Source organism: Hypericibacter adhaerens (genome assembly GCF_008728835.1).
Taxonomy (GTDB): domain Bacteria; phylum Pseudomonadota; class Alphaproteobacteria; order Dongiales; family Dongiaceae; genus Hypericibacter; species Hypericibacter adhaerens.
Genome location: NZ_CP042582.1, coordinates 3,343,497 through 3,361,588, shown reverse-complemented (window position 1 = coordinate 3,361,588; position 18,092 = coordinate 3,343,497). Strand labels below are relative to the sequence as shown.

Sequence of the window (18,092 nt, the reverse complement as noted above, 5' to 3'; positions counted from 1 at the left end):
TGAATAAGCAAAGGCATGGGTGCCCGGCGCCTTGACTCCAGGTGGGCTTCTGCCAGATTATTCGATATCGAACGATTTTGGAGCGGCCATGTCTGCGCGCGTCGAGGGCGTGGAGATCGATACCCGGCACTGGATCGGCGGACGGCGCATCGACAGCGCCGACCGGTTCCAGAGCATCTCGCCGATCGACGAGACGCCGATCGCGGCGCTCGCGCGCGGCGGTGCCGCCGAGGTCGATCTCGCGGTCGCGGCGGCGGACCGGGCCTTCAAGGGCTGGTCGCGCACCTCCCGCGAGGAGCGGGCGCGGCTCCTCCACAAGATCGCCGATCTGGTCGAGGCGCGCGTCGAATCCCTCGCCGTGGTCGAGACCCGCGACAACGGCTCGCTGCTGCGCTCGCATCGCCGCGGGGTGATGCCGCGGGTGGCGATGAATTTCCGCTTCTTCGCCGACTGGCTGCTGCAGCTCGAGCATCCGGATTTCGAGGTCCGCAACCACCGCAACCATGTGAGCTGGGACCCGAGCGGCGTGGCGGCGATCATCACGCCCTGGAACGCGCCCCTGATGCTGGGCACCTGGCGCATCGCGCCGGCGCTCGCGGCCGGCTGCACCGTCGTCTACAAGCCGCCGGAATGGGCGCCGCTGACGGCTTCGCTTCTCGCCGACATCACGGCCGAGGCGGGCCTGCCCGAGGGCGTCTTCAATGTGGTGCAGGGGATCGGTCGCGAGGCGGGGGCGGCCCTGGCGAGCCATCCGAAGATCCGGCGGCTCAGCTTCACCGGCTCGGTCGCGACGGCGAAGCTGATCGCGGCCTCGGCCTCCCAGAATCTGGTGCCGCTCTCCTTCGAGCTCGGCGGCAAGTCGCCCTATCTCGTCTTCGCCGATGCCGATCTCGATCTCGCGGTGAACACCGCCGTCGGCCAGTACGACAATGCCGGCCAGGTCTGCCTCGCCGGCACGAGGCTTCTGGTCGAGGCCAGCATCCGCGACCGCTTCCTCGAAGCCTTCATGGCCAAGGCGAGGGCGGTGCGCCAGGGCGATCCCCGCGACGAGACGACCGACATCGGCCCGCAGATCAGCCGGCCGCATTTCGAGCGGGTCGACGGCTATGTGCGGCGCGCGCTCGACGCCGGCCTGAAGCCGGCGCTGGGCGGCGGCCCCAACAAGGAGTTGGGCGGCCTCTATTATCGTCCGACCTTGTTCGTCGATCCGCCGCCGGGCTCGGAGATCCTGCGCGAGGAGGTGTTCGGGCCTGTGCTCTGCCTGCAATCCTTCCGCGACGAGGCCGAGGCCATCGCCATGGCGAACGACACCGATTATGGCCTGGCGGCGATCATCATGACCGGCGACGAGACACGTGCCGAGCGCGTGACCTCGCAGGTCTCGGCCGGGCTCGTCTGGAACAACTGCTTCTTCGTCCGCGATCTGCGCCAGGCTTTCGGCGGCAACGGCAAGTCCGGCATCGGGCGGGAAGGCGGGACCTGGTCCTTCGATTTCTATTGCGACGTCAAGAACAGCGTCTTTGCGCCGAACGGCTGGAGGAAACATGGGTGAGGTCGTTGGCTGCGGGCTGATCGCCCATGTTCCCACGGTCATGCTGCCGCTGGAGATCCGCCAGGAGCTCAACAACGGCCAGGATTTCAGCGTGGTCGAAGGCTTCCGCCGGCTCAAGCGCGAGGTGCTGTCGAAGCTCGATTACGATCTCGTGATCGTGTTCGACTCCCACTGGTTCACCACGGTCGAGTTCGTCATCACCGGCCACGCCCATCGCAGCGGCCGCTTCACGTCGGACGAGCTGCCGCGCGGCATGTCGCAGGTGCCCTATCAGCTTCGCGGCGACCCCGAGTTCGCCAAGGCCGCCGCCGCCAACGGGCGCAAGCACGGCACCTGGCTGACCATGATCGACGATCCCTGCCTGCCGATCCATTACGCGACCGTCAATCCGCTGACCTATCTCCAGGGCGACCGGGAGGCCTGGGTCTCGGTGAGCTGCTGCCAGACGGCGGAGACCGAGGATTTCCTCCGCGTCGGGCGGGCCCTGCGCGAAACGATCGCGAGCCTCGACCGCCGCATCGTGCTGCTGGCCTCGGGCGCCATGAGCCACAAATTCTGGCCGCTGCAGAAGCTGCGCGAGCATGAGGCGGCCGGTGTCGAGCATATCTTCAGCCCGGCCCATTCGGCCGCCGATCTCGAGCGCCTCGAATGGCTGAAGGCGGGCGAGCATGCGCGTCTGTTGCAGACCATGCCGGAGTTCCTGCGCTTCAAGCCGGAAGCCAATTTCGGCCATTACCTGATGATGGCCGCGGCCATGGGCGAGGAGGAGTTTACCGCGCCGGGCCGGCTCTTCAGCGACTATGAGAACGCGATCGGCACCGGCCAGGTCCATGTCTGGTTCGACCGGCCCCGGGAAGGCTGGAACGCCCGGCGCCGGGCGGCCGAGTAAGAAGACCGGCGAGAGAGGCCGGCAGCGCGGCAGGGGAGAGGAACGTGACGCGGGAATTTCGTCGGATTCTGCTGGCGGGCGCCGTGGTCGAGACCGAGCGCCTGGGCGAGGAGCTGGTGGCGCGCGACGGACGGCGCATCGCCATCGCCGATGCGGTGCATCTGCCCCCCGTGGTGCCGACCAAGGTGATCGCGGTCCATCTCAACCATGTGAGCCGGGTCAAGGAATTCCAGATCAAGCTCTCGGCGACGCCGACCTATTTCCAGAAGCCGCTCTCGGCGCTCAACGCCCATCGCGGCGACGTGGTGCGGCCGAAGAACTGCAAATGGCTGAACTACGAGGGCGAGGTCGCGATCGTCATCGGCCGGCGCTGCCGCAATGTCAGCCAGGCCGAGGCGGCCGATTACATCGCCGGCTATACCATCGCCAACGATTTCGGCCTGCATGATTTCCGCGACACGGATGCGGGCTCGATGCTGCGGGTCAAGGGCAGCGACACGCTCTGCCCGCTGGGGCCCGGCTTCGTCACCGGCTGGGATTTCCGCAACAAGTATCTGCGCACCTATGTCAACGGCCAGCTCAAGCAGGACGGCAACACGTCCGAGATGACCTGGGACATGAATTATCTGGTGGCCGACATCGCGCGCAACATCACGCTCGAGCCGGGTGACGTGCTGCTCTCGGGCACACCCGCCAATTCGCGGCCCGTGAAACCGGGCGATCTGGTCGAGGTCGAGGTGGAAGGTCTCGGCCGGCTCTCGAACCGGATCGTCGAGGGGCCGCTGCCGATCCGCACCGAGCTGGGCGCCCAGCCCTCGGAATCGGAGGAGGTGCTGTCGACGGCACTCGGCGGCGAGTGGGAATTCCGCGGCATCCGTCCGCCCAAGAAACCCGGAACCTGACGCGGGCGGTTTCGGGCGGGACAGCACAGGTTCGGACATGACACAGCCACAAGGCTTCTTCTATCCGCGCAGCGCCACCGGCCAAGCGTCGCTCCTGCCGGCGCCACCCTGGTTCTATGCGGGCGATCTCCTCACCATCGAGTTCCGCACCGATCCGGCACGGGTGGCCGAGCTGCTGCCGGCGCCCTTGACGCTGGCGCCGGAGGATCCGGGCGCCGTGGCGCTGATCTGGGCCGATTGGCAGTCCTGCGGCGGCACGAAGGCCGAGCTGCTCGATCCCGTTCGCGCCCAGTACAAGGAATGTTTCGCGGTGGTGCGCTGTGCCTTCGAAGGCCGCGTCTATTCGCGCTGCATCTATATCTGGGTCGACAAGGACTTCGCCCTGCTGCGCGGCATCCATCAGGGCTATCCCAAGAAGTTCGGCTCGATCCATATGACGCGCCCGCATCCCTTCGCGCCGGCGCCCCAGGTCGCGGCCGGCGGCAGCTTCGGCGCCACGCTCGCGGCCAACGACCGGCGCCTGGCCGAGACCGTGATCACGCTGACGGAGCCTGCCGAGCGCAACGGCTTCGTGAACGGGCATCCGATGGCGCATCACCGCTGGCTGCCGGCGATCGACGGCAAGGGCGATGTTCATGCCGAGCTGATCGAATCCGGCGGTGCCAAGTTCGAAGGTGCTCAGCCCTGGCGCGCCCGCATCGACCATTTCAAGCTGTTCGATTCCCCGACCGAGGAGCTCACCCGTCTCGAGGTGCGCGAGCTGATCGGCGCCTATTACCGGCAGATCGGCGTGGTCTGGAACGGCGGCAAATCGCTGGTGCCGGCCATCGGGCGGTAGGTCGGACGGCGTTCACGAGGACAGCAGGATGACGATCTTTACCCCCACCGACGACGGCCATGCCGATCTTTCCGACCATGACGCGTTCCTCGAGGGCGCGCCGCACAACACCTTCGCGCGGATGCGCCGCGAGGACCCGCTCGCCTGGAGCGAGATGAAGGGGGCCAAGGGCTTCTGGTCGATCACCCGCCATCACGACGTGCTCGAGCTCAACCGGAACTACGAGCTCCTGAGCTCGGCGCGCGGCATCCGGCTCGAGGACCAGACCTACGAGGAATATCTGGCGCGGCGCACCTTCCAGGAGACCGACCCGCCGGAGCATTCGCGCACGCGCGTGCTGGTGAGCAAGGCCTTCTCCAAGCCGGTGGTGGCGCTGTTCGAGGAGCAGATCCGGGCCATCTGCGATTCCATCCTCGACGATGTGATCGCGCGCGGCAGCTTCGATGCGGTCAAGGACGTGGCGCGGCAATTGCCGATGCGCATGCTGGGCCAGATCATCGGCACGCCGGAGGCCGATCTCGACTGGCTGGTGGAGAAGGGCGACCAGCTCATCGCCAACACCGATCCCGAATTCACCGAGCATGTGCTCGACAAGGCCGATACCGACGCCTATCGCTTCATGCCGTTCCGCTCGCCCGCCGGCGCCGATCTCTTCGATTATGCCAAGAAGCTGATGGAGGACAAGAACCGCCGTGGCGACACCTCGGGCGTGCTGCACCTGATCCTGCAGCCGGACGCCCATGGCAATGTCATCTCGGAGGCGGAGTTCCGGAACTTCTTCTGCCTCCTGGTCGCGGCCGGCAACGACACCACGCGCTATTCCATCGCGGCCTCGATCCATGCCCTGGCCAACCGGCCGGAGCTGATGCGCCTGCTCAAGGCGGGCGAGGGCAATATCTGGGAGACGGCGCCGGACGAGTTCATCCGCTGGGCCTCGCCCACCATGCATTTCCGCCGCACCGCGACGCGGGATTTCGAGATGCATGGCAAGTCGGTCAAGGCAGGCGACAAGGTCGTGCTCTGGTTCATTTCCGCCAACCGCGACGACCAGGCATTCGAGAGCCCCTTCACGATCAATCTCCACCGCACGCCCAACCGGCATGTGGCCTTCGGCCAGGGCGGCCCGCATGTCTGCCTCGGCATGTGGCTGGCGCGGCTCGAGGTGCGCGTGCTGCTGCAGGAGATGGTGAAGCGGATCGCCCGGATCGAGCAGACGGGCCCGCACGAATATCTGCGATCGAACTTCATCGGCGGCATCAAGCGGCTGCCGGTGCAGGTTGCGGTCCACTGAGAAAAGGACGTCTGGGAGAGGGAAATGGCATCGGGCGAGCGGCTTCGGCTTCTGTTTTGCGATCACCTGAGCATCGCGCGCGGGAAGTATCTCTCCGCGGGCAAGATCGGCGACGGTGCGTCGCGCTTCTGCCAGGGCACCTTCGCGCTGACCTACGACAAGCAGATGCAGCCGGCTCCGGGCGGCACGATGCTCGAAGGCCTGCCCGACCTGGAGGCGGTCTACAAGGAAGCCGATATCCGGCCGGGCTGGGAGCCGCACACCAAGGTCGTGATGGCCGATCTCTACGAGACCAACGGCAATCCACTGGGGCTCTGCGGCCGCAGCCTCCTGAAGCGCACGGTCAAGGAATGGCAGGCGCTGGGCTTAACGCCCAAGGTCGGGCTCGAGCTCGAGGCCTTCGCCTTCCAGCGCGACGAGAACGGCCGACTGGTGCCGTACCATACGCCGGGTGCCTATGTGTACAGCACCGGCCGCCTCGCCGACCCGCTGCGCTTCACCGACGCGATCTGGAGCAAGGCGAGCGAGGCGGGCTTTCCGATCGACGGCTTCACGACCGAATACGACTCGCCGCAGTTCGAGTTCACCCTGACCTATGACGATGCGGTCAAGGCCGTGGATGACGTCTTCCTGTTCCGGCTCATGGCGCGCGAGATCGCGCTCGACCACGGCATCATCCTCACCTTCATGCCGAAGCCGATCCCGACGCTGGGCGGCAGCGGCCTCCATGTCAATTTCAGCTTCAACGACAAGCAGGGCAGGAACGTCGTCGGCGACACCGCCCATCTCGACAAGCTCAGCGACCTGACCAAGGGCTGCATCGCCGGGCTGATGCATCATCACCGCGGCATGGCGGGGCTGGTGGCGCCCACCGTCAATTCCTACGAGCGGCTGAAGCCGGCGAGCCTGTCGGGCTACTGGTGCAACTGGGGTATCGATCATCGCGGCGTCACCACGCGCCTCTCGACCGAGGGCGGCAAGAAGGCCCGCATCGAGCACCGCATGGGCGACGCCGCCGCCAATCCCTATACGCTGGTCGCGACCGTGCTCCAGGCGGCGAAGCTGGGCTATACCGGTAAATACGAGCTGCCCGCACCGGAGACCGCCGACTGCATCGAGCGCCATGACGCCACGGTCGGCGTGCCCGACAATCTGGGCGAGGCCTTGAAGGCGCTGGCCGAGGACAAGAAGCTGGTCGCGGCCGTGGGCGAGCTCCTGGTCGGTAACCATATCGGCATCAAGCAGGGCGAGATCGGCATCGTCGCGGCCCTCGAAGGCGATGCGGTCCGCGACTATTACCTCTACTATGTCTGAGACCCGGGACTGACGGATGGCCCGGCAAGGGAGAGCGGCGTGCCGAAAGTAACCTGGATCCTGAAGGACGGCCGGAAGATCACGGCCGACGTGGCGGTCGGGCATAACCTGATGGAGGCCGCGGTCGCCAACAACGTGCCCAACGTGATCGGCGAATGCGGCGGCTGCCTCTCCTGCGCCACCTGCCATGTCTATGTCGATGCGGCCTGGTACGAGAAGGCGGGCCATCCCGACGATATGGAGCGCGACATGCTGGAGATCACCGCGGCCGAGCGGAAGCCCAACAGCCGGCTGAGCTGCCAGATCAAGGCGACCGATGCGCTCGACGGCATCGTCCTGCATGTGCCGGAGATCTGAGCGTCGGCCGATGGGCTGAGGGGCGCCGGGGCCATGGATCCGATCATCGTCGTCGGTGCCGGGCAGGCCGGCGTCGCGCTGGCCGCGAAGCTGCGGGCGCTGGGCTATGACGGGCCGCTGCTGCTGATCGGCCAGGAACCGGTCCTGCCCTATCAGCGCCCGCCCTTGTCGAAGAAATACATCCTGGGGGAGCTTGCTCTCGACCGGCTCCTGATCCGGCCGCCCGGCTGGTACGAGGAGCAGAAGGTCGAGTGCCGGCTTTCCACCCGGGTCGCGCATCTCGATCCGGCCGCGAAGACCGTCTCGCTCGATGACGGCACGGATCTGCGCTACAGCAAGCTCGCCCTCGCCACCGGGGCCAGCCCGCTGGTGCTGCCGGCGCCGATCGGCGGCAAGCTCGAGGGCGTCCTCAGGATCCGCAGCCTCGCCGATGCCGACCGGCTGGCGCCGCTGCTGCAGCCGGGAAAGAAGCTGCTGGTGATCGGCGGCGGCTATATCGGGCTCGAGGCGGCGGCGGTCGCCCGGATGAAAGGGCTCGAGGTCACCCTGATCGAGAAGGCCGAGCGCATCCTGCAGCGGGTGGCTGCACCCCTGACCTCCGACTATTTCCGCGCCCTCCACGGCTGGCACGGGGTTTCGATCCGCGAGGCCGTGACGCTCGAGAGGCTGGAGGGAACGGAAGGCCGGTTGACCGGCGCGCGGCTCGCGGACGGAACCCGGATCGAGGCCGATCTCGCCATCGTCGGCATCGGGGTGCTGCCCGACAAGGGCCTGGCCATCCGCGCCGATCTCGATGTCGACGATGGCATCATCGTCGACGGCCAATGCCGGACCTCGGATCCGGACATCTTCGCCGCGGGCGACTGCACCAGCTTCCCCTGGCGCGGGGAGAGGATCCGGCTCGAATCCGTCGGCAACGCCATCGAGCAGGCCGAGCATGCGGCGGCCTGCATGCTCGGAGAGACCAAGGACTATGATCCCGTGCCCTGGTTCTGGTCCGACCAGTATGACGTGAAGCTGCAGATCGCCGGCTTCCATCGCGGCTATACCGATACCGTCTTGCGCCCCGGCAAGCGCGAGCAGAGCCAATCGGTCTGGTACTACCGCGGCGAGGCGCTCGTCGCGGTCGATGCGATGAACGACGCGCTCGCCTATGGCATCGGCAAGAAGGTGCTGGAGGCGCGCCGCTCGATCCCAAAGGCCGCCGCCGCGGATCCGGCGGTGGAGCTGAAGACCTGGCTGACGGCGTCCTAGCCGCTCGGCGGCTATCCCGAGCCTACCGGAATCCGGCGAGCCAGCGGTGGCCGACCTCGGCGAGCGTGGCGACGGGCGCGGCGATCAGGGGCCGCGCGATGCGCCGCACATAATCGCGGTCCTTGTCCTCGATGATGTATTCGACCGGCGATTTGCCGTCGACCCGCGCCAGCAGCAGGCCAGGGAGGAGGGCGGCGCAGCGCCGCTCGAAACCGGCCGGATCCTCCCAGGCGATCCGCGCCCGATAGGCGGCCACCATGCGCTCGAAGGACAGCGCGAGCCGGGCCGCTCCCTGCGGCACGGGCAGGCATTTGAGCAGCAGATGGTTGAGGCAGAAGGCGAGATCGAAGGCCGGGTCGCCATACCAGGCGCATTCGGCATCGAGGAAGACGGGGCCCTTGGGGCCGATCAGGATGTTCTTCGGACTGATATCGCCATGGACCAGGGCGAGGCGCGTCGCGGCCGTGGTCGCGACCAGCCGTCCGATGGCCGCGGCGAGGTCGGTATGGACGCGCGCCGTCGCCTCGAGATAGGGCTCGAGGCGGATGGCGTGGAAATTGGCGTCGGTGGCGAACTCATCCGCCGTCTGGCGGTCATGGGCGGTCGCGGCGTGGATCGCGCCCAGCGCCTCGCCGACATGCCCGGCGAAAGCAGGGTCGATCTTCCCCTCGAGCAGCTGGCGTTTCCAGAGCGGGTTCTGCTCGGGCTCGAGATAGGCCATCGCGAACATCTGGGCCTGCTCGTCATGCCCCACCAGCGGCGGGACGGCATCGGGCAGGATCCGCGCCACGCGCTGGAACCAGGCATATTCGAAGTGGTTGCGCTCGACCGGGGCCCGCCAATCGGCCGCCACGCGCAGGGCGGGCAGCGCGCGCTTGATGCAGAGCCGCCGGCCTTTGGCCTCGACGAACCAGATGTCGGAAGAGACGCCGCCGGTCAGGGGATAGGCGCGGTCCGGCCGGGTGCCGAAACCCAGCCGCTCCATGAACTGGCGCATCGCCTCGGGGAATTCGGGGATCGCCTCGCTGCCGGGTGCGGGCTTGGGGACCGTCATCGGATTCTCGGGCGGAAACGAGGTCAGGCGATCCGGGCCGCGGCGGCCGGCCGCGCGTCGCAGGCGAGGAACCTCGTGCCGGCATAGCCGACCTCCGGATCCTCGGCGATGCGCAGGAGCTGGTTGTATTTCTCCAGCCGTTCCATGTTCCGCACCGAGCCGATCTTGATCTGCCCGCCCAGCGCGCCGACCGCGAGGTCGGCGATGAAGCTGTCCGCGGTCTCGCCCGAGCGGGCCGAGATCACGGTCGCATAGCCGGCCTGGCGCGAGGTGGCGATCGCCTCGAGCGTGCCGCTCAGCGTGCCGTTCTGGTTGACCTTGATCAGGGCGCTGTTGGCGGCGCCGATATCGATGCCGCGCCGGATGCGTGCCGGGTTGGTGCTGAAGAGATCGTCGCCCACGACCTGGATATGGCGCAGCCGCGCCGTCAGCTCCGGCCAATGGCTCCAATCCTCGTCATGGAGCCCGTCCTCGACCGAGACGATCGGGAAGCGGCGAACCCAGCGCTCCACGGTCTCGATCATCTGCGCGCTCGAATAGTCGTGGCCCTCGCGGGCGAGGTGATAGCGGCCGTCCGGCCCCACCAGGGCGGTGGCTGCGACATCGATGGCGATGCCGATATCGAGGCCGGGCTTGAGGCCCGCCCGCTCGATCGCCTCCACCATCAGCTCGAGCGCGATCTCGGCGGAGGCGCAGCCGGGGCTGAGCCCGCCTTCGTCGGCCAGCAGCACGGGCGCGCCATGGCGATGCACGACACCTTCGGCCGCGTCGCGCACCTTCACGATCGCATGCAGCCCGGATTCATAGTCGGTGGCCGCAAGCGGGATCGCCAGGAAATCCTGCAGGTCCATCCCGCGGCCGGCATGGAGCCCGCCGCTGAAGATGTTGACCATCGGCAGCGGCAGCATCGGAGTCCTGGTTCCGGTCAGCTCGGCGATTCGGCGATAGAGCGGCTGCTGCCGGGCGGCGGCGGTCGCGCGGCAGGCGGCGAGCGAGACCGACAGCACGGCATTGGCGCCGAGCCGCTCGAGCTGCGGCGTGCCGTCGAGTTCCCGCATCCGGCGATCGAGGCCGCTCTGGTCCGCTGCATCCTGGCCCAGCAAGGCCGAGGCGATCTCGCCGCGGACATGGCCGACGGCGCGGCTCACGCCGCGGCCGAAATAGCGGTTCGCATCCGCGTCTCGCAGCTCATGGGCCTCGGCCCGGCTGGTCGAGGCGCCGGAGGGGACAGAGGCGCGGCCGGTGGCGCCGCCGGCCAGCTCGATATCTGCCTCGACCGTCGGGCGGCCGCGGGAATCCAGGATCTGCCGCGCTTTGATTCCGACGATGGTCGTCTCAGCCATCACGTCCTCGTGTCATGATGAATCCGGTCTCGGTCTTCGGCTTCCCGCGCATAGCCGGCGGTCATGGCGGCGGGCAAGGGTGATGGGGCTTCTCGCCGCGCAGCACCCGTACCACCTCCTCGGACGACCGCCGCCGCAGCTCCAGCACCGAGGCGGTGGAGGAGAAGGCGATATGCGGCGTGGCGATCACCTTCGGATGGCCGATCAGGGCGCGCGGCGGGTTGGGCTCGCCCTCGACCACATCGAGCGCGGCCGCGGACAGAGGGCCTGTCTCCAGCGCCTGCAGCAACGCGTCATTGTCGACGAGGCCGCCACGGCTGACATTAACGAGCAGGCTGCCGGGCTTCATCCGTTTCAGCGCCGCCGCGTCGATGAAGTTCCGCGTCTCGGGACTGAGCGGCAGATGCAGGATGACGACGTCGCTCTCGGCCAGCAGCCGGTCGCGATCGACACCGGTTACGCCCTCCGGAAAGCCGCCGGCGGGCGGATATTTGTCGAAGGCCAGCAGGCGGGAGCCGAAGGGCTGCAGCTTGGCCAGGGTGCGCCGGCCGATGCGCCCGAAACCGGCGATGCCCACGGTCAGCTCGCGCACGCGCCGCAGCTTGGCGCCGGCGGCGTCCCAGGTTCCGCCCTTGACCTCGCGGTCGAAGGCGACCAGCCCACGCGCCCAGGCCAGCAGCATGCCGACCGCGTGGTCCGACACCTCCTCGACGCAATAGTCCGGCACGTTGGTGACGACGGCGCCGCGGGCCGCCGCGGCGGCCCGGTCGATATTGTCGAGCCCGACGCCGATGCGCGCCACGATCTTGAGATCGGGGCAGGCATTGATCGCCGGCGCCGTGACCTCGGCCCAGCAGGTCATGATCGCGGCCGGGCGATGCTCTTTGGCGAGCGCCACGATCTCGGCCGGCGGCAAGGCCTTGGCAGGGCCTGCGACCAGCGTGAAGCCCGCGCCTTCGATGACGCTGCGCTCGACCTCGGGATCGGGCCAGGCGTAGTCGGTGAGCAGGATCTTGGTCATCGCCGCGCGCTCTTCACGGGTTTCAAGGTCGCGGGCAAGGCGGCGCTGCTGCCGCGCGGGTTGAGGATCGGCTCGAAAGGCGTGCTCGAGCCCGCACCTTCGGTGCTGCGCTGCTGGATCTGCCGGAACAGGAACAGGGCCGCTGTGGCCGCCATGTCGGCGACGGGCAGCGCCACCGCCGTGATGGCGGGCTGCCAGACGCGATACCAGTCGAGATCGCTGTAAGCGACCAGAGAGAGATCCTCGGGGATCGAAAGCTGCAGCCGGTTGACGCCTTCGAGCACGCCCAGCATGAGGCGCGGGCTCGCCACCACGATGGCGGTGGGCGGGTTGGCGAGGCCCAGAAGCTCGATCAGTGCTTCGCGGCCGAACTCCGGCCGGGGCGCGCCCAGCCGCATTAGGCCGGCATTCGGCTTGAGCCGGGCCTCGAGGAAGGCGTTGCGATAGCCGTCCGCGCGGGCGCGGCCGGTGCTGAGCTCCTCGGTCACGCCGACATACCCGATGCGGCGATGGCCGAGCCCGATCAGATGCGCGGTCGCCTTCTGGATGCCGAGCACGTCGTCCGCGCGCACGGAATGGCCGGCAATGCCGGGATGGCGGCGCAGGAACTGCACGGTCGGCAGCTGCTTCAGCATCTGGATCGTGTCGCGGCGCGGGCTCGCGGTCGCCGCCACCAGCACGCCCGCGACCCGCGCTTCGCGCAGCGCCTGAACCTGCTGCAGCTCCTTCTCGGGATCGTCTTCGGAGACGGCGAGGACGAGCTGGTAGCCTTCGCCGGCGCAGTAGTCCGCCATGATCTTGGCGGCCGCGTTGTAGAACTCGTTCTGCACGTCGGGCACGATGAGCCCGACCAGTCGGCTGGCGCCGGAACGCATCATCCGCGCGCCCGAATTGACGGCGTAGCCCAGCGCCTGCGCGGCGCGCCGGACCCTGGCCTTGGTTTCCGGATTGACATGCGGATGATCGTTGAGCGCCCGCGAGACCGTGGAATGGGCAATGCCGAGCGATGCGGCAATGTCCTTGATCGTGACCTCTCCGGTTTTCCGCGTAACGGCCATGCAATCCTTCCCCGACGGCGGCGTATGGTTGCACACGTGTGCAGTAATCACAAGCGAAACGGGGACGTGCCGGCGGCTACCGCTTCGAATTGCCGATCCGCACTGTAAATTAAGCCCTTTCCATATGGCACTAATGCTGCAGCGCGAGATCGCGATGGCGCGAAGTGAAGTCACTTTGGGACTGGACACGTGTGCATAACCGGTGCATAAACCAATCGACGTGTCGGGCCAGACGGCGCCAAGCCGCAGCTCTTCGGCAATGCCGGGGCGCCCGAGGGAGGATCCCGATCGGATGCATAGCTTGTCGGTTTGCCGGACTTGTCCACGCGGCGGCGCTCCCGAGACGGGATTGCGCGAGAGGCTGCGCGCGCTCATCGCCGGCAGTCCCATCGCCACCGGCCTTCAGCTCCTCATGGTCGAATGCGTCGGCAGCTGCCCGCGTCCCTGCGCCGTGGCCTTCGACGCGCCCGGCAAATGGCGGCTTCGTTTCGGCGGCCTGACGCCGCGTCATGCGGAGGACGTCGTCGAGGCGTTGCGCCTCTATAAGGAATCCGAAAGCGGCAACCTGTCCGACGCGGCCTTGCCGTACGGGTTGCGCGGCCATGTCTCGGCGCGCTCGCCGACCTTCGCCTGTCCCAAGACCCTGCCGTCGACCGGCGTGCCGACGCCCTTCTCGGGCGGCGTCGCACCGTCCTTGAGTCCCGTGCCCAAGTAAGCCAGACGCCTGAGGGAGGAAACCAGAACCATGAAACCGCAGCTTTTCACGAACGTAAGGATCTTCGACGGCGAGGGGACCGCGCCCTTCCCGGGCGAGGTGCTGATCGAGGGCAACCGGATCAAGACCGTGGCGAAAGGCGGCGGTCTCGCGCGCGACGGCGCGGAGGTCGTCGATGGCGGCGGCAACACGCTGATGCCGGGCATGACCGAGGCCCACTCGCACATCACCTTCACCAATATCGGCAAGCTCAAGGAGCTGGGCGAGATCCCGCAGGAGGAGCATCTGCTGCTCGGGCTCGAGTTCGCCAAGCTGCTGCTCGATTCCGGCTTCACCAGCCTCTACTCGGCCGCCTCGGCCAAGCTCCGGACCGAGGTGGTGATCCGCAACGCCATCAATGCCGGCCGCTTCCCGGGGCCGCGCCTGCGCGCCGCCTCGCCCGAGATCACCTCGACCGGCGGTCTCGGCGACGAACGCCAGGATCACATGTATCACACCGGCATCGAGCTGATCGCGGACGGCGCCGATGCCGTGCGCACGACCGTGCGCCATTGCATCCGCGAAGGCGTCGACACGATCAAGATCAACATCTCCGGCGACAATTTCGTGAAGCGGAAGTTCGGGCGCGAATGCTCCTATACCGACGCCGAGGTCCAGGCGGCGGCCGAGGAGGCGCATGCGCGCGGCGTTTACCTCGCCTGCCATGCCCGCGCCAACGGCGCGGTGAAGCTGGCGCTGAAGCATCATTTCCGCGTCATCTATCACTGCGATTTCATCGAGGGAGAGACCTACGATCTGCTGGAGGAGCAGAAGAACGACGTCTTCCTCGCGCCGGCGATCGGGATCATCTACACCACCGCCTATGAGGCGGAGCCGTGGGGCATCAACAAGGCGGTCGCCGACCACATGGAGATGTACACCATGCTGGAGAACTGCTCGAAGACCTACGGCGAGCTGCGCAAGCGCGGCATGCGGATCCTGCCGGGCGGCGATTACGGCTTCGCCTGGAATCCGCTCGGCACCAACGCCCGCGATCTCGAGCATTTCGTCAACATCATCGGCTTCACGCCGGCCGAGGCGCTGAGCGCCGCCACCAAGCTGGGCGGCCAGATCATGGACATCCCGGATCTGGGCCTGATCAAGGACGGCTACCTCGCCGACCTGCTGCTGGTCCGCGGCAATCCGACCGAGAACGTCAAGATCCTGCAGGATCGCGACAACCTGATCATGATCATGAAGGACGGCGCCTATCACAAGCGTCCGGGCGCCGCCGCTGAGACAACCCAGAAGGCCAAGCAGGTCGTCTCGGTCTGGGAGTGACGCCGGAGAATCCTCAGCGGGCCTTGGGTGTGTCCCAAGGCCCGCTGACTCGTTTCTGAATCAAGGAAGGGCATCGAATATGGCAGTCGACAGCACGGTTGAAGTCGCGGGCACCGGCGATCCGGTCATCCTGGTCCATGGTCTGGGCGGCACGGGGAACGTCTGGGTGCCGCAAGTCGGCATCCTCAGCCGGTTCTTCACCACCGTGCGGCAGGACCTGGCGGGCTCGGGGCGTGCCAAGACCCATGGACCGGTCACGACCCAGACCCTGGTCGAGGACATCCTGGCGACGATGAGCGAGCTCAAGATCGAAGCCGCCCATTTCGTCGGCCATTCCTACGGCACCGTGCTGTGCCAGCATCTGGCGGCGAAGCATCCCGGCAAGGTGCGCAGCCTCTCCCTGTTCGGTCCCATCAGGGCGCCGGCCGATCCGGCGCGCCAGGCGCTGAAGGACCGCGCCGCGAAGGCGCGGGCCGAGGGCCTGACGGCGATCGCCGACATCACGGTGCAGATGGGGACCTCGGCCTCCACCAAGGCCCATCGTCCCGAGGTGGCGGGCTTCATCCGCGAGCTGGTGATGCGCCAGGATCCGGAAGGCTATGCCCAGACCTGCGAGGCGGTGGCCGGCACCCAGGCGGCCGACCTGTCGGGCCTTCGCTGCCCTGCGGTCGTCGTCACGGGCGACGAGGATGCCACCTCGCCGCCGGCCGTCGCCAAGACGGTCGCCGACGCGCTCGCCGGCTCGAAGTTCCATGTGCTGGGACGTTGCGGCCATTGGACGCCGCTCGAGCGCGCCGAAGCGGTCAGCGAGGCGGTCTTCAACCTGCTCTACGCCCGAGCCAGTTGAGGAGCGATCGTCCCGTGCCGGAAGTGACCGAGGCCATCTATCGGGGCTATGACCAGGGCGCTCTCGACGCGCAGTACAACAACCGTGCGCGCTTCCCGAACTATCGCGAGCATTTCCAGTCCTGGCAGCATTGGAGCGAGGTGACGCGGGCGGGAACCCGCGCCATCATCGACGTGCCCTTCGGGCCCACGCCGGAGGAGAAGATCGACATCTTCCCGGCCGACCAGAAGGGCGCGCCGATCTATGTCTTCATCCATGGCGGCTACTGGTATTCGCTCGACAAGTCCGACTATAGCTATATCGCCGACGGGATGAAGCCGCACGGCTTCACCACGGTGGTGAACAACTTCATCCTGGCGCCGCACGGCAACATGGACGAGATCGTGCGCCAGAACCGGGCGGCGCTCGCCTGGCTCTGGCAGCATGCGCCGGAGTTCGGCGGCGACCGCAACCGCATCTATGTCGCGGGTCATTCCGCGGGCGGACATCTGGCGGCGATGCTGCTGGCGACCGACTGGCCGTCCTTCGCACCGGGCCTGCCGGCGAAGGTGGTGGCGGGTGCCTGTGCGATCGGCGGGATCTTCGATCTCGAGCCGATCCGGCTCTCATTCCTGAACAAGACGCTGCACCTGACGGCAAACCAGGTCCAGGCTCACAGCCCGCTGCGCCTGCGCTATCCGGTCAAGGCGCCGCTCCTATTGGTGGTGGCCAAGGACGAATCCGACGAGTTCCATCGGCAGTCGGAGGACATGAAGGGGTTCTATCAACGGCTGGGGCAGTCGGCCGACCTGGTCGTCCCGCAAGGGCTCGATCATTTCGACGTGGTCAACCAACTCCGCGATCCGGCCTGCAGCCTGATCGATCTGCAGCTCAGCCATATCCGGCGCAGCTTCGGCGGGTGAGGGCGTCGCCCTCACCCGGCCGCTGCAGGATCAGGCTGCTTTCGGCGCCGCCACGGCCTCGGCGCGGGCGCGCCAGGCGCGGTTGAGCGGGCTGTCGGGCTTGAGCGCCAGCCGCTCGGCCGCGAGCGTTTCGGCCAGCGCGCGGTCGCCCGCGCGGATCGCCGCCTCGGTCAGCGTCCAGGAGAAGACATCGCGCTGCGCGTGGCTGCCGCCGAAGCGGCTGGCCTTGCCTCGGAGCGGCAGCATCAGGTCGAGCGCCGCCCGATAATCGCCGCGGCCGAAGGCCTCGATGCCTTTGACTGCCGGCAATCCCACTTCCCGCGTCATCATCGCATTGGTGCCCTGGCTGGCCGTGGCCGCCTTCTCGACCGAGGCCAGCAGCGCCTTGCGCGACGCGGGCCGGTCCGCGCCGACGAAGGCCATCATGGCGTGCATGTCGTTGAAGGCGTAGTAACGGTCCTCGATCCGGGTCTCCCACTTGTCGGCCTGATCCTTCCAGCGATGGCCGACATCGTGGCCCAGCACCGAGAGCCGCCAGAGCAGGGCCGACCCGTCGACCAGCTCGAGCGCCTGGCCGAAATTGCCGGCCGAGATCTTCTCGTCGAAAAGCTTGAGCGCGGCCTTAGTATCGCCGCCGTCGAGATGGAACAGCGCCTGATGCCAGAAATTATGGAAGGAGAAGAGGCTGTTCGGCGCCCAGACCTCGGCGCTGTCGCCGAGGAAGGCGGCGCCTTCGGCGGCGCGGCCCTGCATCTCCAGCACATGGGCGACCGCATGCACCCCCCAGCCATCCTTGCCGTTGAGCGCGATGGCGGCGCGGCCGGTCTCCTCGGCATGGGCATAGTCGCCCGTCTCCTCGAGGCCGAAGGCATGCATGCTGAGCACATAGCCGCGGCCGGGAACCGAGGCGTCCCAATGCGGCAGCACTCGCGCAATGCGGTCGCGCAGCATCGCGGAATAGCCCAGATAGAAATCGCCGAGATGGGCGAACTGGACCGCGGCGAGGTCGCGCGGATAGGCCATGGCGATACGGCCCCAGAGCTCGGTCGCTTTCTCGTAATCGCCGCCATGCCAGGCCTTCAGTGCCGCGATATGGCCGCGCTCGCGATCATTGGCTTGGCGCGCCAGTGCTTCCGCCGCCTGCAGATCCTTGGCGAGCTCGCCGTCGAAAGCCTTGTCGGAGGTGGTCGCCATGATGCCGCCGCGGATGGCGTGGGCCATGACGAGATCGGGATGCTCGGCGATCGCCGTGTCCAGCTCGGCGACCGGATCGGCCTGGTAGCAGGCCAGCAGCTCGGTGGCGCGTTCGAGGCGGGCCACCGCGTCGGTTGAACCATGCGAAACGGGATTGCCCCATTTGTCCTTGCGCGTCATCGCTCATCTCCTGTCTTCGACTCCCGGCCATGATGCACTGGGCCGGGGTTTCGTGGGAGGC

The 18,092-nt window shown here is 67.6% G+C and carries 17 protein-coding genes; 12 read left to right on the top strand and 5 right to left on the bottom strand.

Translation table 11 applies throughout. The features are described 5' to 3' along the window. Positions 1 to 88 precede the first annotated feature (88 nt). Genes FRZ61_RS14780 through FRZ61_RS14745 form a run of 8 tightly spaced genes read left to right on the top strand, consistent with a single transcriptional unit; the run spans position 89 to position 8,397 of the window. Entirely contained in the window at positions 89 to 1,552 is a 1,464-nt protein-coding gene (locus FRZ61_RS14780; RefSeq protein ID WP_151118460.1) for an aldehyde dehydrogenase, read from the top strand. After that, the gene (locus FRZ61_RS14775) at positions 1,545 to 2,441 is read left to right on the top strand and encodes a DODA-type extradiol aromatic ring-opening family dioxygenase (RefSeq protein ID WP_151118459.1); all 897 of its coding nucleotides are present in this window, start codon (positions 1,545 to 1,547) and stop codon (positions 2,439 to 2,441) included. The genes FRZ61_RS14780 and FRZ61_RS14775 overlap by 8 nt, the downstream gene beginning before the upstream one ends. A gap of 44 nt (positions 2,442 to 2,485) precedes the next feature. Next, positions 2,486 to 3,343 (top strand): fumarylacetoacetate hydrolase family protein, encoded by an 858-nt coding sequence (locus FRZ61_RS14770; RefSeq protein WP_151118458.1) that lies wholly within the window; start codon positions 2,486 to 2,488, stop codon positions 3,341 to 3,343. Positions 3,344 to 3,380: 37 nt separating this feature from the next. Continuing rightward, positions 3,381 to 4,181 (top strand): acetoacetate decarboxylase family protein, encoded by an 801-nt coding sequence (locus tag FRZ61_RS14765; protein ID WP_151118457.1) that lies wholly within the window; start codon positions 3,381 to 3,383, stop codon positions 4,179 to 4,181. Positions 4,182 to 4,209: 28 nt separating this feature from the next. Continuing rightward, positions 4,210 to 5,472, top strand: coding sequence for a cytochrome P450 (locus FRZ61_RS14760; RefSeq protein WP_151118456.1), 1,263 nt, complete (start codon positions 4,210 to 4,212; stop codon positions 5,470 to 5,472). Positions 5,473 to 5,496: 24 nt separating this feature from the next. Further along, positions 5,497 to 6,786, top strand: coding sequence for a type I glutamate--ammonia ligase (locus tag FRZ61_RS14755; RefSeq protein WP_151118455.1), 1,290 nt, complete (start codon positions 5,497 to 5,499; stop codon positions 6,784 to 6,786). 39 nt (positions 6,787 to 6,825) lie between these two features. Continuing rightward, positions 6,826 to 7,143, top strand: a complete 318-nt coding sequence (locus FRZ61_RS14750; RefSeq protein ID WP_151118454.1) for a 2Fe-2S iron-sulfur cluster-binding protein — start codon at positions 6,826 to 6,828, stop codon at positions 7,141 to 7,143. Between the two features lie 33 nt (positions 7,144 to 7,176). Then, complete coding sequence (locus FRZ61_RS14745; RefSeq protein ID WP_151118453.1) at positions 7,177 to 8,397, top strand: NAD(P)/FAD-dependent oxidoreductase; 1,221 nt, start codon at positions 7,177 to 7,179, stop codon at positions 8,395 to 8,397. Between the two features lie 22 nt (positions 8,398 to 8,419). On the opposite strand, the gene FRZ61_RS14740 is transcribed toward FRZ61_RS14745, so the two are convergent. The 4 genes from FRZ61_RS14740 to FRZ61_RS14725 all read right to left on the bottom strand — a co-directional run bounded on the left by FRZ61_RS14740 (position 8,420) and on the right by FRZ61_RS14725 (position 12,873). Further along, positions 8,420 to 9,451: a phosphotransferase family protein gene (locus tag FRZ61_RS14740; protein ID WP_151118452.1), complete on the bottom strand. Its 1,032-nt coding sequence runs from the start codon at positions 9,449 to 9,451 to the stop codon at positions 8,420 to 8,422. 23 nt (positions 9,452 to 9,474) lie between these two features. Continuing rightward, positions 9,475 to 10,794, bottom strand: a complete 1,320-nt coding sequence (eno, locus tag FRZ61_RS14735; protein ID WP_151118451.1) for a phosphopyruvate hydratase — start codon at positions 10,792 to 10,794, stop codon at positions 9,475 to 9,477. A 61-nt stretch (positions 10,795 to 10,855) separates the two neighbouring features. Beyond that, positions 10,856 to 11,815, bottom strand: coding sequence for a C-terminal binding protein (locus tag FRZ61_RS14730; RefSeq protein ID WP_151118450.1), 960 nt, complete (start codon positions 11,813 to 11,815; stop codon positions 10,856 to 10,858). Continuing rightward, on the bottom strand, positions 11,812 to 12,873 hold the full coding sequence (locus tag FRZ61_RS14725; RefSeq protein ID WP_191909032.1) for a LacI family DNA-binding transcriptional regulator: 1,062 nt from the start codon (positions 12,871 to 12,873) through the stop codon (positions 11,812 to 11,814). Before FRZ61_RS14725 ends, FRZ61_RS14730 begins: the two co-directional genes overlap by 4 nt. Before the next feature lie 349 nt (positions 12,874 to 13,222). Between FRZ61_RS14725 and FRZ61_RS14720 the strand changes: the two genes are divergently transcribed. The 4 genes from FRZ61_RS14720 (at position 13,223) to FRZ61_RS14705 (ending at position 16,657) form a co-directional block, all read left to right on the top strand. Next, a complete protein-coding gene (locus FRZ61_RS14720; protein ID WP_407657817.1) occupies positions 13,223 to 13,588 on the top strand; it encodes a DUF1636 family protein in 366 nt (121 codons plus the stop codon). Positions 13,589 to 13,618: 30 nt separating this feature from the next. After that, positions 13,619 to 14,908, top strand: a complete 1,290-nt coding sequence (locus FRZ61_RS14715) for an amidohydrolase family protein (RefSeq protein ID WP_151118447.1) — start codon at positions 13,619 to 13,621, stop codon at positions 14,906 to 14,908. Between the two features lie 79 nt (positions 14,909 to 14,987). After that, positions 14,988 to 15,755, top strand: coding sequence for an alpha/beta fold hydrolase (locus FRZ61_RS14710; protein WP_151118446.1), 768 nt, complete (start codon positions 14,988 to 14,990; stop codon positions 15,753 to 15,755). 14 nt (positions 15,756 to 15,769) lie between these two features. Further along, the gene (locus FRZ61_RS14705; protein WP_191909030.1) at positions 15,770 to 16,657 is read left to right on the top strand and encodes an alpha/beta hydrolase; all 888 of its coding nucleotides are present in this window, start codon (positions 15,770 to 15,772) and stop codon (positions 16,655 to 16,657) included. Positions 16,658 to 16,687: 30 nt separating this feature from the next. On the opposite strand, the gene FRZ61_RS14700 is transcribed toward FRZ61_RS14705, so the two are convergent. After that, positions 16,688 to 18,031: a tetratricopeptide repeat protein gene (locus FRZ61_RS14700; RefSeq protein ID WP_151118444.1), complete on the bottom strand. Its 1,344-nt coding sequence runs from the start codon at positions 18,029 to 18,031 to the stop codon at positions 16,688 to 16,690. Positions 18,032 to 18,092: the final 61 nt, after the last annotated feature.